This window comes from Empedobacter sp. UBA5528 (assembly GCF_002426075.1).
Classification (GTDB): Bacteria; Bacteroidota; Bacteroidia; order Flavobacteriales; family Weeksellaceae; genus Empedobacter; species Empedobacter falsenii_B.
The window spans coordinates 67,495-81,232 of record NZ_DINY01000025.1 but is presented as its reverse complement, the minus strand read 5'-3'; the positions used below and the strand labels follow the sequence as shown (position 1 = coordinate 81,232).

Below are 13,738 nucleotides of genomic sequence, written 5' to 3'. Positions count from 1 at the left end.
TTTAGTGTTGAATTAGGTTAATAAAAATTTGTTCAAGATTAGCTGTTTCAGACTGAACATCATAAATTTTAATGTTATGCTGAATTAATTGTTGTATTTTTTGATGAAAATCATCATCGTTTTCAATTTCAAAATGCATGACGTTATCTTCAATTATTACATTTTCAAAAAGTTGTTTTGCTTTCTCTGCATCATTTATTTTTATAGCAACTTTACGAACAACATTCCCAAGTAATTCTTCTTTTTTGCCTTCAAAAATCATCTTTCCTCCTTCTATAATTCCAATATGCGTAGCAACTCGTTCTAATTCACTTAAAATATGACTTGACAAAAAAATCGTTTTACCTGATGCATTCAACCTCAAAAACAATTCGCGCATTTCATAAATTCCTTGTGCATCCAATCCATTAAGAGGTTCATCTAAAATCAAAATTTCTGGATCATGAAAAATCGCTATTGCAATTCCCAAACGTTGTTTCATTCCCATCGATAAATCAGATGTTTTATAATGTTCCGCGTACAACAAACCAACCAAATCTAACACTTCACTAATTCGCTCCTCACCTTTTTGATAAATTACATCTAAGTATTTTAAATTTTCATAAACAGTCAATTTTGTGTAAAAACAAGGCGCTTCAATCAAATTACCTGTTAAAGCATGAATCTTAATAGGATGTTTTTTGATACTCAACTCATTCAAGAAAATAGTATCTTCATTCGAATTCAATAATCCTAAAAGCAATTTTATTGTTGTCGATTTTCCTGCTCCATTTCGCCCCAAATAGCCATAAATACTTCCTTTCGGAACATTAAGATTAACTTGATTTAATATTTGTTTTGACCCGAAACTAAAATTCAAATCTTTTATTTCTATACTTTTCATTATTTCTCTTCTTTTAGTGGTGTTGGTTCTTGATTAACATCGATGTAAAAAATTCCATCTACAAAGTCACTCCATTTTGCTTTTACATTCATTCCTTGATCTATAACTGAATAATACTCAGATTTTAGTGCAGATTGATTCGGAATTTGACTAAAATCTAAAAAGAAATAAGGCTGATTAAGTTGATGAAATGCATTCTCTACCGCATATTTATTAGGTGTATTAATTATTTGTTTCAGAGGATTATAAACGCCATACGAAGTAAAACCAATTGCATACGATTGGTTCTTGTATTTTTCTTTGATATATTGTCCCAATGGTTTAAAATTATTCGGATAATATTTTTTGTAAGCATGTACATTCGCCGACCAAATAATTACTTTCTGATTTGGATAAAGAGAATCCAATTGATAAATTAAATTCTCTACCATCAAAGAATCTCTAAAATTCATACTTTCCTTAGTTCCAGATTTATACATCAAATTTTTCTGAATATGGTTTTTAATATCTTTCAGATAACGTGAATAGATTTTAGTTTCTTCAGTTTTTGGAAGCCTTGATATTCGTAATGAAATCGATTGTAACTCTTTAAGGAGTTGAGTAATTTCATATTTTTATATGTAGCTTCAGTAAATTTTTTATATCTAAAAATTGTAAGATTATCAATATTTTGATTTAAAAAAGGGTAATCATATAAAGATATATTTTGATTCGCTAAAAACTCTCTTAATAATTTTATACGTCTTAAATACCCATTATTTAAAATTTCTGTCAGTAAATCACCAGAATATTGCATATCAAAACCACCTAATGTGATTGGATTATTTGTTTTCTTAGTTTGTAAATAATAGTTATTTAGAGGTTGAGTTTCTTTATTATCCCACCAAAAATTAAACATACCAAGTCCCGCAATCGAATCTTTTCCAACACCTAAAGTTCCTTTTTCCATTTCTTGGTTGGTTATCCACATATCATATTGTCCAGCTTCGTACAAGACAACATTGTAATCCAAATTTTCGTGCAAATACTTTATCAAGCGTGATTTGGCTTTAAAAGTTTGTCCATCTTGATGTATACCTTCACCCAAAAAAACAATACGATTATCTTTTAACATCATTTTCAAAAATTCTAAATCCTGATTATTTTGTTCAGTCATTTCAATCGAATTTATTGGATGTTTATATTGATTTGTTTCAGCGATTATCTTCTCTGAGTCATCATTGAAAGTTTTCTTGAAAACAAAAACATTCAACAATACTGCACTGAGTAAAGTCAAAATTGTAAATAGTGTTAATTTCTTCATGAATCATTAGTGTTATTTAAAAATAGTATTTTTCGTATTACATCACGTTTTTATTTTTTCATTTATAATAATATGATTCATAAAAAAATAAAAAGGTTGGTTGAGAATCAAAAAAATTTAAAACTTCTTTAATAAAACTATATTGTCGCAATTCCGTAACTTTGAGGAACAATAAAAAACAAACAATGAATAACGATATTCTTAATTTGGAACCAAAAGCAATCTGGAAAAACTTCTCAGCATTGAATTCAGTTCCAAGACCTTCTAAGAAAGAAGAAAAAGTACGTCAGTTCATCATCAAATTTGGTGAAGATTTAGGTTTACCTGTCGAAACGGACGAAGTAGGAAATGTTTTAATCAAAAAAGCTGCTTATCCAGGAATGGAAGACCGTAAAAAAGTGATCATGCAATCGCACTTGGATATGGTTTGTCAAAAAAATAACGATGTAACATTCGATTTTGAAACACAAGGAATTGAAATGTACATTGAAGATGATAAATTTGTTACAGCAAATGGAACAACTTTAGGTGCAGATAACGGAATTGGAGTTGCGACAATTATGTCTATTTTAGAATCGAAAGATATTCCTCATCCAGCTATTGAAGCATTTTTTACAATTGACGAAGAAACTGGAATGACTGGTGCTTTAGGTTTGAAAGCTGGATTCTTATCTGGGAAAATCTTGTTGAACTTAGATACCGAAGAAGATGATGAATTAGACATTGGTTGCGCTGGTGGTGTTGATGTAACGGCGACAAAAGCTTACACTACAGAAGCTACTAACGGAACTGCTTTTACCTTAACATTAAAAGGTTTGAACGGTGGACACTCTGGAATGCAAATTCACGAAGGTTTAGGAAATTCGAACAAATTGATTGCTCGTTTATTAAATGCTGCAACTGAATTTGGCTTACAAATCGCTCATATGGAAGGTGGAAGTTTACGCAACGCCATTCCTCGCGAATCTTGGGCAAACATTGTAATTCCTACAGATAAAGTGGATGCTTTCAAAGCGTCTTACGAAACTTTACGCGCAGAAATTATTGAAGAATACGAAACGAAAGAGCCTAAAATGGTGATTACATTAGAACCAACTAATGCGACTTCAGCAATGTCAGCACAAGATTCTAAAGTTTTTGTTCAAACAATTATGGCAGCTTTCAATGGTGTTTACAGAATGAGTCCAGATGTTGAAGGTTTAGTAGAAACGTCTAATAATGTAGCTCGCGTAGAAGTTATTGATGGTAATGCTCGTATTTTATGTTTAACGCGTTCTTCTATAGAATCAGGTAAAGAAGCATTAGCACAAACATTAAAAGCTGGATTCGAATTAGGTGGTTTTGAGGTTAAATTCTCAGGATCTTACCCTGGTTGGAAAGCAAATACTCATTCAGAAATTTTAGAATTGATGAAAGGTATTTATGTTTCAAAATTCGGAGAGGAACCAAAAGTTGTGGCATGTCACGCTGGTTTAGAATGTGGAATTATTGGAACAAATTATCCTGGTTTAGATATGATTTCTTTTGGTCCAAACATCTCTGGCGCTCACTCTCCTGACGAAAAAGTTGAAATTGCTTCAGTTCAAAAATTCTGGGATTATTTATTAGATATTTTAAAAGATATTCCAAATGATGGTCCAGTTGATTACAGCTGCGCAAATTCAAAAAATATATAATTTAAGTTGAAAACTTAATCTAAAGACCACTTTTGCAAGTGGTCTTTTTTTTACAATAATATTTTTAAACAATTCTTTTAATCAAATTAAAATTTTTCTCTAATTCTATCTATTTTAGAAAAAAAAATCATAAATCAACCATAAGATTAAAAAACAATTATTTACAATTTTATCACCTTATTTTTACTTCTTCAAATAAGCATAATCGTTTAATAATCAAAACTATATTTGTTTAACACGTGATTAAAAATGATTGTTGAAAAATGAATCTTATAACAAAGTACAGTAAAGTTATTGTTTCTGCACTTGTTGTTCAGACAACTTTTGCACAAACAAATCCGCCAATTGAAAATCCTTTTACGCATAATTTAGGGGGCTTCAATTACGGAACGAAAGATTCTCCAGACGGTAACGAATGGTAATCTCCAATGAATTTATCCTTTAATAAAGAATTACCAAAGAGTTATTTCTTCTCTTTCGAAAATCAAAATCAAGCTGTAAAACTTTTACCAGAAAATAGCCCATACTGGATGAATTTGAATGGTATTTGGAAATTTAATTGGGCAAAAAACCCAAACGAAAGACCGAAAAATTTTTACGAAAACAATTTTGATACCTCTTCTTGGACGATGTTCCTGTTCCAATGAGTTGGAATATTTTCGGAATACAGAAAAATGGAGATTTAAAATATGGTGTTCCAATTTATGTCAATCAAAAAGTTATCTTTCAACATACTGTAAAAATAGACGATTGGAAAGGAGGTGTAATGCGAGAGCCAAATAAAGATTGGGATGGACGTGATATTTACATGAATTTTGATGGAGTAGATTCATTTTTCTATTTATAGATTAATTGAAAATATGTTGGTTTTTCTAAAAATTCTAGAAATTTAGCTTCATTTAACATTACACCTTATCTAAATAAAAAAGGTGAAAACTCTGTAGCAGTTGAAGTCTATAGGAATTCTGACGCTTCATTCTTAGAAGCACAAGATATGTTTAGATTGCTAGGAATTTTTCGTACAGTTTCATTAACATCAAAACCGAAAATCCAAGTTAGAGATTTGGTTGTAATTCCTGATGTAACGAATAACTATAAAGATGGTGAACTAAATATTTCGGCTGATATTAGAAATTTATCAAATAAAGCCGCAAAAAGTTATAAAATTGCTTATACATTTTATCAAAATAAATTATACAGTGACGAAACTGACAAAGTTGCAACAACTGAATATATTATCAATTCTGATGCAGTTACAATCAATCCTAATTCTTCATCTATTTACAAACTAAAACTAAAGAATGCAAATCTTTGGTCAGCAGAGCGTCCTTATGGTTATACATTAGTTGGAGAATTAAAAGATACAAAGAACAAAACCATCGAAACAGTTTCGACAAATGTAGGATTTAGAAAGGTTGAAATTAAAGATACAAAAGCTGTAGATGATGAGTTTGGTTTGGCTGGACGTTATTTCTATGTAAATGGTAAAACAATAAAACTGAAAGGTGTTAACCGCCACGAAACAAATCCTGAAAAAGGAAAATTTGTGACACGTCAACAGATGGAAGAAGAAATTAAGTTGATGAAACGTGCAAATATTAACCATGTTCGTAACTCACATTATCCAGATGATCCTTATTGGTACTATTTATGCGACAAATATGGGATTTATTTAGAGGACGAGGCCAATGTAGAAAGTCACCAATATTACTACGGTGAAGCTTCAATCTCTCATCCAAAAGAGTGGAGAGATGCGCACGTGGCACGTAATGTAGAGATGGTTCATGCAACAATCAATCATCCTTCTATCGTTATTTGCTCTTTAGGAAATGAAGCTGGTCCTGGAAATAATTTTGTTGAAGCCTACAATGCAATAAAAAAAATTTATACTTCTCGTCCTGTTCAATACGAGCGAAATAATGCAATTGTTGATATGGGATCTAATCAATACCCTTCTATCAATTGGGTTCGTGATGCTGTACAAGGAAATTATAAGTTAAAATATCCTTTCCATATCTCAGAATATGCGCATGGAATGGGAAATGCAGCTGGAAATCTGATAGATTATTGGTAAGCAATGGAATCTACAAACTTCTTTATGGGAGGCGCAATTTGGGATTGGGTTGACCAAGCAATGTATTATTATGATAAAAAGACAGGCGAAAAATTCTTCGCTTACGGAGGTGATTTAGGGGATAAACCAAATGATGGAACGTATATGCATTTAGATGCTGGTGTTACAGGGCTTGGAGGAAATAGTTGTGGGCAAGGACCACCATTAGAACAAGATCGTGTAAAACCAAACGCAACAACTTTCGGATTTATTATTCGTCCTATTCAAAACAATAATTATTCAACGCAAGCAAAAGTAAAAGGAGCAGGAAATTCTCCACTTCTTATTACACGAAACAAAATTGGGGAAGTTACAATTTTGAGCCAAAATCAACATGCAGATTTGTATTACAAAATCGGGAATGGAAAAGAAACGAAGTATACAGAACCTTTCAAATTGAGAGATGCGAATACAATTGTTACTTGGGATAAAAATAATCCGAACATTAAAGTTTCTTCAAAATTTACTAAAATAGAAACGATTCCGTTACAAGTTGTTTTTGCTTCAAGTCAAGAAACTGGAGAAGGAGATGCTGCAAATCTTGTAGATGGTAATCCAAGCTCTATTTGGCATACGATGTATTCTCTCACTGTTGCGCAATATCCTCATTGGGTTGATTTTGATGCAGGAGAATTCAAGATGATTAAAGGATTTACATATTTACCTCGTCAAGATGGAGCTAATGGAAATATAAAAGATTATAGAATTCAGATTAGTTTAGACGCAAAAAATTGGAGTAACCCTATCAAAGAAGGTTCTTTCGAGAAAAACACTAAACTGCAAACAATTTTGTTCGACAAACCAATTCGTGGAAGATATATCCGTTTCACAGCTTTAAGTTCTCAGAATGGACAAGATTACGCTGCTGGATCCGAATTTGGAGTTTTAGTTAACTAACATTTTTACTCATAGTATTTTCAAAAGGAATTCATATCATGCAAATGGTATGAATTTCTTATTTTTACACCTTACATCAATTTAACATCAAGCCAAAATGTCATCAAATCGATATCCTCAACGCATTGTTTGCTTAACCGAAGAAGGAACCGAAATTCTGTATAATATTAACGAACAACATCGTTTAGTAGGAATTAGTGGATTTACATATCGTCCGCCACAAGCACGAAAAGAAAAACCTAAAGTTTCAACTTTTTTAGATGCAAAATTTGAAGATATTTTCAATTTGAAGCCAGATTTGGTTGTAGGATATTCGGATTTGCAAGCTGATATAGCAGCAGAATTAATTAAAAGAGGAATTAATGTTTTTATTTTTAATCATCGAACAGTTGATGAAATTTTAAACATGATTTTACAATTTACGTCATTGATTGGCTGCCAAGAAAAAGGCTTAAAATTAGTCGAATCTTACGAAAAGAAACTCGAAGAAGTAAAACAACAAGCTGCTCTCCTTCCCTATCATCCAACCGTTTTTTTTGAAGAATGGGACGAGCCAATTATTTCGGGAAGTGCTTGGGTAAATGATTTGATTGAAATTGCTGGTGGAAAATTAGCTTTTCCAGAACTCAAAAATAAAGCTTTGGCAAAAGATCGCATTTTGTTAGACGAACAAGTAATAGAACGAAATCCAGAAATTATTATCGGTTCGTGGTGTGGTAAAATGTTCAAACCCGAAAAAGTAAAACAACGAATTGGTTTCGAAAATGTAAAAGCTGTTCAACAAAATCAGTTATACGAAATAAAATCTGAATTGATTTTACAACCTGGTCCTGCTGCTTTAAACGATGGTTTGGATAAAATTGTGGAGATTATAAAAAATTATAATAGTTCACCTTTTTGAAAAATGGAATAGAAATAATTTTTATTTGGAATAAATCCTTGATATCTTGTAACCATCCATTGATTATTTTCTTTTCCTGTTATAAAGCTACCAACGATTCCATTATTATAATTCACAACTAAAACAGAAGATAAATTCAGTTGATAATAATTTTCAACATTGTCTATTTTAAATAATCTAAATTTTCTATTTTTAAATTCAATATCCATAAAAAATTTAACTTGAAGTCTTGTTGAATCATTCAATAATAAGAATCCATTTCTCTTTTTATCACTAAAATCAAAAATAAGTTGATTATTTTGAGAAGAATATGAATAAAAGCTATCTTGTATCGATATTCTATCATTTACATAATAATCTTTCCCTTTATAATAGAAATTACTTTTTAAATACAATTCATTACATGAATTATTTGATGAAGCAACATAAACAGTAGGCTTATCATCTGTCTGATTATTCATAAAATAATCATCATAAAACACACTCTTCTTTATTACAACCAAATAAAATGAACCCTAAAACAAATATTATGAATTTATTCATAAACTAAATATAACAAAAAAATCCCGCTTATCAGCGAGATTTAAATTATTGTATAATATTGACTTCTCGAACCAATGTTACACCATATTTGGCTTTCACATCTTCTATAATTCGTTCAGATAAATCATATATTTCGCGTCCAGTTGCATTGCCATAATTCACCAAAACCAAAGCTTGTTTATCGTGAACTCCTGCATCACCAAAACGTTTTCCTTTCCAACCTGCATGTTCTATCAACCAACCTGCGGCTAATTTCACACCTGAATCAGTTTTGTAATGAGAAATTTCTGGATGAAGTTTTTCAATCTCAGCAAATTCTTTATTCGAAATCACAGGATTTTTAAAGAAACTTCCCGAATTCCCTATTTGCGAAGGATCTGGTAATTTACTTTGACGAATTTTGATCACAGCTGCACTAATTTCTTGAATCGTTGGATCAAAAATTTGCTCCTTTTCCAATTCAGATTTTATTGCACCATATTCCACATGAAGTTTGTGATTTTTCTTTGTCAGTTTAAACGTAACTGCCACCAAGACATATTGACCTCTCAATTCATTTTTGAAAACAGATTCACGGTAACCAAAATGACATTCTTCATTTGTAAAAGTACGCTCATCTCCCGTTTCTAAAACTAATGTCTGAACTTCTTCGATATAATCTTTTACTTCTACGCCATACGCACCAATATTTTGCATCGGTGCAGTACCAACATTTCCAGGAATCAACGAAAGATTTTCTAATCCTCCGAAATCATTTTGCAACGTCCATTCAACAAAATTGTGCCAATTCTCGCTTCCTTGCGCTTTTACATACACAAAATCATCATCTTCATTGATAATTTCGATTCCTTTCAAATTCAGTTTTAACACAATTCCAGGGAAATCGTCTACAAAAAGCATATTACTTCCTCCTCCTATAAATAAAATCGGTAAATCTTTTTGACGACGAAAAACCAAAACTTTTCGCAAATCTTGAATAGTTGCAACATCAGCAAAATATTTTGCTTTCGCTTCTATTCCAAATGTGTTATATAATTTTAATGAATAATTTTCGATGATTTCCATCTTCGTATTTTTCTTATGATCTAATTGTTCCTGGATATTGTTCTAAAGCTTCTTTCAAAATTTCGACAGAACGAACCAAATCTTCTTCTTTCAAAACATAAGCCAAACGAACTTCTTGAATTCCTGAATTTGGAGTTGAATAAAATCCTGCTCCTGGTGCCAACATTACTGTTTCTCCATTTGATGAGAAAGATTCTAATAACCAGATTGCAAATTTTTCTGCACTATCTACAGGTAATTGAATCATACAATAAAATGCTCCTTTTGGATTTGGACAAACAACACCTGGAATTTGTTGTAAACCTTTTACCAAAGTGTTGCGACGTTTTAAATATTCTGTACGACAATCTTCAAAATAAGTTCCTACGTTTCTGTGTGCTAATGTTGCAATGTACTGAGAAATTTCAACTGGACTTAAACGCGCTTGAGCATATAACATCGCAGCTTTTAAGAATTTCTCGTTACGTGTAATCAAAGCTCCAGAACGTGCTCCACATAAAGAAAAACGTTTCGATTCAGAATCAATTACAATTGCATTATCTTTCAGTTCTGGGAAACTTAAAACAGATGTAAATTCTTCTTCTGTATATAAATATTCTGCATAAACTTCATCCGCAATTAAATATATATCATGCTCTAAAACCAAATCTTTTAATTGATTTAATTCTTCTTTCGAATATACATAACCTGTTGGATTCCCTGGATTACAAATTAAAATCGCACGTGTTTTATCTGTAATTTTTTTTGCAAACTCCTCAACAGATGGTAAAGCAAAATTATTTTCGATTGTAGATGGAACTGGAACAATATTTACATCGTTTTCACATGTAAATCCATTATAATTTGCATAAAAAGGTTCTGGAATAATAATTTCATCACCTGGATTTGCAATAATTCCGAAAATAAATAATAAAGCTTCCGAACCTCCTAATGTTGCAATAAAATTCTCTGGCGTTAATTCAATTCCACGATTTGTAAAATAATCTGCCAAAGCTTGGCGATATTCCAACGTTCCTTCTGAGTGCGTATAAGAAATAATGTTTGAAGGAAAATTTTTCAATCCTTCTAAAACAGCTTTTGGTGACTCAATATCAGGTTGTCCAATATTTAAGTGATAAACTTTCGTTCCTCTTTTTTTCGCTGCATCTGCGTATGGCACCAACTTTCTGATTGGAGAAGCTGGCATATTTTGTGATTTTTCAGATAATATTAACATTTATTGTAATTTTTTAAATTTGATTTGAATTCTTTGGTATTGTTTTTGTAATTTTAAAGTGTAAATATAAAAAACGTTTAATCTCAAAAAAAACTTTATTATGAGTAAATTAAATAATGCAACTAAATTATTAGCAGGTTTAGCAATCGGAACAGCAATCGGAGCAGTAGTAGGTTTATTATATGCACCAGAATCAGGGAAAGACACTCGCAAAAAATTAAAAAAAGAAGCTGACAAATACAAAAAAGAGTTAGACAAATACGCGAATGATTTTTCTGATAAAGCGAAAAAAACGAAAAAAGAATTAGAAGCTAAATTAGATGAAGTAAAATCAAAATTAGTTGAGCAAAAAGATGAGTTTGTTTCTAAAGCAAAAGAAGCTGGAAAAGATTTAAAATCTAAAGCAAACCAAACAAAAGAAGATTTAAAAGACGAGTTTCAAGAAAACGTAGGAGTTTAATTTCTTCGAAACACAACATTCCTTAAATTTTATAATTAACTTTGTCTTAAATAAATCAATTTTATGTTTAATGAACTAAAAGTTTATATTAATAATAGAATAACTTTAGCAAAATATGATCTCGTAGATTCGCTGAGCAACATGCTGGCGAGCGGTATTTATATATTAATTATTGCTGTATTTTCTTTGTTTATATTATTATTAGGAAGTTTAGCATTAGGATTTATTTTAGGAGGTTATTTTAATGATATAGGATTAGGTTTTCTTACTGTAACTGGAATTTATTTCTTAATGATGGTTCTTTCTATTTTATTTAGAAAGAAATTAAAACTTTTCTTGACAAATATTGCCGTAGAAAACGCTATGGAAGCCATGTCTAACCACGATGATGAAGACGACGATGAAGAATAAAGAACAAATATCTGCGATAAAAAATTTAGACGATTTGCGAATGGCAAAGCGTAAACTAAAATTGCAAATGAAAGTTGCTGAAAATAAGCACGATAATTCATTTGTAAACAAAGCAGTAAGTCTTGTAACAAATTTAAAATCTGATACAAGTTTCACTTCTTCTAAAGTTGAAAGCGCATTAAATTGGGTTGGAGATAAAGCTTCAAAAAAATATCCAATGAAAGGGATTACAAAAATTGTAATATCTGGATTGATTATGATAGCGGTTCCAATCATTACGAGTAAAATTCAGGAATACATAGAAGAAAAATTATAAAATTATTTGATAATAAAAAGACCACTTCGTTTGAAGTGGTTTTTTTGTGTGTGTTAATTTTAAGCTCGACTAATATTTTTCGTGAAAATATTCGTATGGTATAATCGTTTTGTTCTTTTTATCTACAGCTTCTTGATTTCGCAATTCCACACGACGTATTTTTCCTGAAATTGTTTTTGGTAAACTCTCTACAAACTGCACAATACGCGGAATTTTATAACGTGCTAAATGCTCTTCTGTATATCTAAAAATATCTTTTGCTAATTCTTCCGACGCATCATGTCCAGGTGCTAAAATCACAAAAGCTTTTACAGCATTACTGCGTAAATCGTGCGGACTTGCCACAACAGCAGCTTCCATAATTGCATCATGCTCCAACAAAGCACTTTCTACCTCGAATGGTCCTACACGGAAATCAGACGCTTTTATCACATCATCATCACGCCCAACAAACCAAACATAGCCGTCTTCGTCCTTATAAGCTTTGTCTCCAGTATAATATAATCCATGTTTGAAAACTTTCATCATTTTATCTTTCTGAATCAAATAAGTTTTGAAAATTCCATTGATGGTTTCTTCATTATGCACGACACAAATATTTCCTTCTTCACAATCTTGCACAATATTTCCATCATCATCAGCAATCACAATATCATACAAAAACGCAGGTTTTCCCATCGATCCGTATTTAATCTTCTCATTCGGCAAATTCGCAATCATCGCAGTTGATTCTGATTGTCCATAACCATCACGAATTGTAATTCCTGTACCTTCTTTCCAAACATCGATAATCTCAGGATTAAGCGGTTCACCAGCTGCAACACATTGACGAAGTTTGAAATCATAACTTTTCAAATCTTCTAAAATCAATACACGCAAAGCTGTTGGGGGCGCACAAAAAGTTGTTACACCCAAATCTTGAATAGTTTGTAATTGTTCTTTCGGAACAAATTTATCTGCATGATAACCCAAAATTGTCGCGCCCATATTCCACGGAGCAAAGAAACTACTCCAAAAGAATTTTGCCCAACCTGGTTGAGAAATATTGTAATGCAAATCACCTTTTTTCATTCCAACCCAAGAAGAAGTTGTGAAACCTCCAAGCGGATAAGTGTAATGCGTATGCACCACAACTTTCGGCATTCCTGTCGTTCCCGAAGTAAAAAAGTAAAATAAATCATCGTCAGGTTTTGTATCTGCAGCCTCAGCTTGTGTAGATTCTTTCCATAACTCATTGATATTTGTCCAACCTTCTCTCTCACCTTCTGTAATTAATTTTACCTTAATCTTTTTATCAAATTTTGCTTCAGCTTCATCTATTTTCGATGCATTTGCTTGATCTGCTAAAGCAACTTCTGGAAAAGAAGACTCGAATCTAAATGTTAAATCTCTTGCTTCTAAGGTTGTTGCGGCTGGAATAATAATTAATCCACCTTTGATAGAAGCCAAATAACCAATCCAAGTAATCGGTAATAATGGAACTTGAGAAAACATTTTGTCTCCTTGTTTAATTCCTTTGTTTCTTAAATAGTTTAAGAATTGATTGTATTTATCTGCTAAATCCTGAAAAGTATAATCTTCTCGTTGATCATTATACTTCCAAATCAACCCCTTTTGAGTTCCTAATTGAGCAACATTATATGGTTCGAAAATATCATTTACCCAATTGAATTTTTCTGGCTTAAAAATTTTAATTTCTTTTAATTGCGCATAATTCTCTTCTTCCATGGATAATCGAATAGAGTTAAACAATTCTTGTACTGTCATTTATTTGTGGTTTTGAATAAATATAGAAAAATTATTTATTCAAACAGAAGTTTTATGAATAAAAAAAGGATGATTTTATGAAATCATCCTTTTTGTTATTATTTGTTGAGAATATATTAATCTCTACCTCTTCTTGAGTTTCCAGTTCTATTACGATCTCCTCCGCGGTAACCACCACGATCTCCAC

13 protein-coding genes and 1 pseudogene are annotated in these 13,738 nt (G+C 31.4%); 7 read left to right on the top strand and 7 right to left on the bottom strand.

Going from position 1 to position 13,738, the window contains the following annotated elements:
* Window position 1: 1 nt before the first annotated feature.
* Genes B4L98_RS05465 through B4L98_RS05455 form a run of 3 tightly spaced genes read right to left on the bottom strand, consistent with a single transcriptional unit; the run spans window position 2 to window position 2,186 of the window.
* A complete protein-coding gene (locus B4L98_RS05465) occupies window positions 2–883 on the bottom strand; it encodes an ABC transporter ATP-binding protein (protein ID WP_286495568.1) in 882 nt (293 codons plus the stop codon).
* Window positions 883–1,446: an erythromycin esterase family protein gene (locus B4L98_RS05460; RefSeq protein WP_286495599.1), complete on the bottom strand. Its 564-nt coding sequence runs from the start codon at window positions 1,444–1,446 to the stop codon at window positions 883–885. The genes B4L98_RS05465 and B4L98_RS05460 overlap by 1 nt, the downstream gene beginning before the upstream one ends.
* On the bottom strand, window positions 1,395–2,186 hold the full coding sequence (locus B4L98_RS05455; protein WP_286495570.1) for a hypothetical protein: 792 nt from the start codon (window positions 2,184–2,186) through the stop codon (window positions 1,395–1,397). Before B4L98_RS05455 ends, B4L98_RS05460 begins: the two co-directional genes overlap by 52 nt.
* Before the next feature lie 185 nt (window positions 2,187–2,371).
* Between B4L98_RS05455 and B4L98_RS05450 the strand changes: the two genes are divergently transcribed.
* The 4 genes and pseudogenes from B4L98_RS05450 (at window position 2,372) to B4L98_RS05420 (ending at window position 7,773) form a co-directional block, all read left to right on the top strand.
* Window positions 2,372–3,862, top strand: a complete 1,491-nt coding sequence (locus B4L98_RS05450) for an aminoacyl-histidine dipeptidase (protein WP_291077704.1) — start codon at window positions 2,372–2,374, stop codon at window positions 3,860–3,862.
* Window positions 3,863–4,125: 263 nt separating this feature from the next.
* Window positions 4,126–6,083: pseudogene (locus B4L98_RS14690) on the top strand (glycoside hydrolase family 2 TIM barrel-domain containing protein); the annotation flags it as partial.
* Window positions 6,081–6,872, top strand: coding sequence for a discoidin domain-containing protein (locus tag B4L98_RS05425; protein WP_291077711.1), 792 nt, complete (start codon window positions 6,081–6,083; stop codon window positions 6,870–6,872). The pseudogene B4L98_RS14690 and the gene B4L98_RS05425, both read left to right, overlap by 3 nt.
* 97 nt (window positions 6,873–6,969) lie before the next feature.
* Window positions 6,970–7,773 (top strand): cobalamin-binding protein, encoded by an 804-nt coding sequence (locus B4L98_RS05420; protein WP_291077699.1) that lies wholly within the window; start codon window positions 6,970–6,972, stop codon window positions 7,771–7,773.
* Here the strand turns inward: B4L98_RS05420 and B4L98_RS05415 are convergent.
* From B4L98_RS05415 to B4L98_RS05405, 3 genes are all read right to left on the bottom strand, one after another.
* Window positions 7,752–8,234, bottom strand: coding sequence for a hypothetical protein (locus B4L98_RS05415; protein ID WP_291077697.1), 483 nt, complete (start codon window positions 8,232–8,234; stop codon window positions 7,752–7,754). The genes B4L98_RS05420 and B4L98_RS05415 overlap by 22 nt on opposite strands.
* Before the next feature lie 127 nt (window positions 8,235–8,361).
* Complete coding sequence (murB, locus tag B4L98_RS05410) at window positions 8,362–9,381, bottom strand: UDP-N-acetylmuramate dehydrogenase (protein ID WP_291077694.1); 1,020 nt, start codon at window positions 9,379–9,381, stop codon at window positions 8,362–8,364.
* Between the two features lie 13 nt (window positions 9,382–9,394).
* On the bottom strand, window positions 9,395–10,597 hold the full coding sequence (locus B4L98_RS05405; RefSeq protein ID WP_280036080.1) for a pyridoxal phosphate-dependent aminotransferase: 1,203 nt from the start codon (window positions 10,595–10,597) through the stop codon (window positions 9,395–9,397).
* Between the two features lie 100 nt (window positions 10,598–10,697).
* Between B4L98_RS05405 and B4L98_RS05400 the strand changes: the two genes are divergently transcribed.
* The 3 genes from B4L98_RS05400 (at window position 10,698) to B4L98_RS05390 (ending at window position 11,784) form a co-directional block, all read left to right on the top strand.
* Window positions 10,698–11,057 (top strand): YtxH domain-containing protein, encoded by a 360-nt coding sequence (locus B4L98_RS05400; protein ID WP_291059508.1) that lies wholly within the window; start codon window positions 10,698–10,700, stop codon window positions 11,055–11,057.
* A 141-nt stretch (window positions 11,058–11,198) separates the two neighbouring features.
* On the top strand, window positions 11,199–11,468 hold the full coding sequence (locus tag B4L98_RS05395) for a hypothetical protein (protein ID WP_349676707.1): 270 nt from the start codon (window positions 11,199–11,201) through the stop codon (window positions 11,466–11,468).
* Complete coding sequence (locus B4L98_RS05390) at window positions 11,458–11,784, top strand: hypothetical protein (protein WP_291059512.1); 327 nt, start codon at window positions 11,458–11,460, stop codon at window positions 11,782–11,784. Before B4L98_RS05395 ends, B4L98_RS05390 begins: the two co-directional genes overlap by 11 nt.
* Window positions 11,785–11,853: 69 nt before the next feature.
* Here B4L98_RS05390 and B4L98_RS05385 read toward each other — a convergent pair whose 3' ends face one another.
* A complete protein-coding gene (locus tag B4L98_RS05385; RefSeq protein ID WP_291077692.1) occupies window positions 11,854–13,551 on the bottom strand; it encodes an AMP-binding protein in 1,698 nt (565 codons plus the stop codon).
* Between the last annotated feature and the right edge of the window lie 187 nt (window positions 13,552–13,738).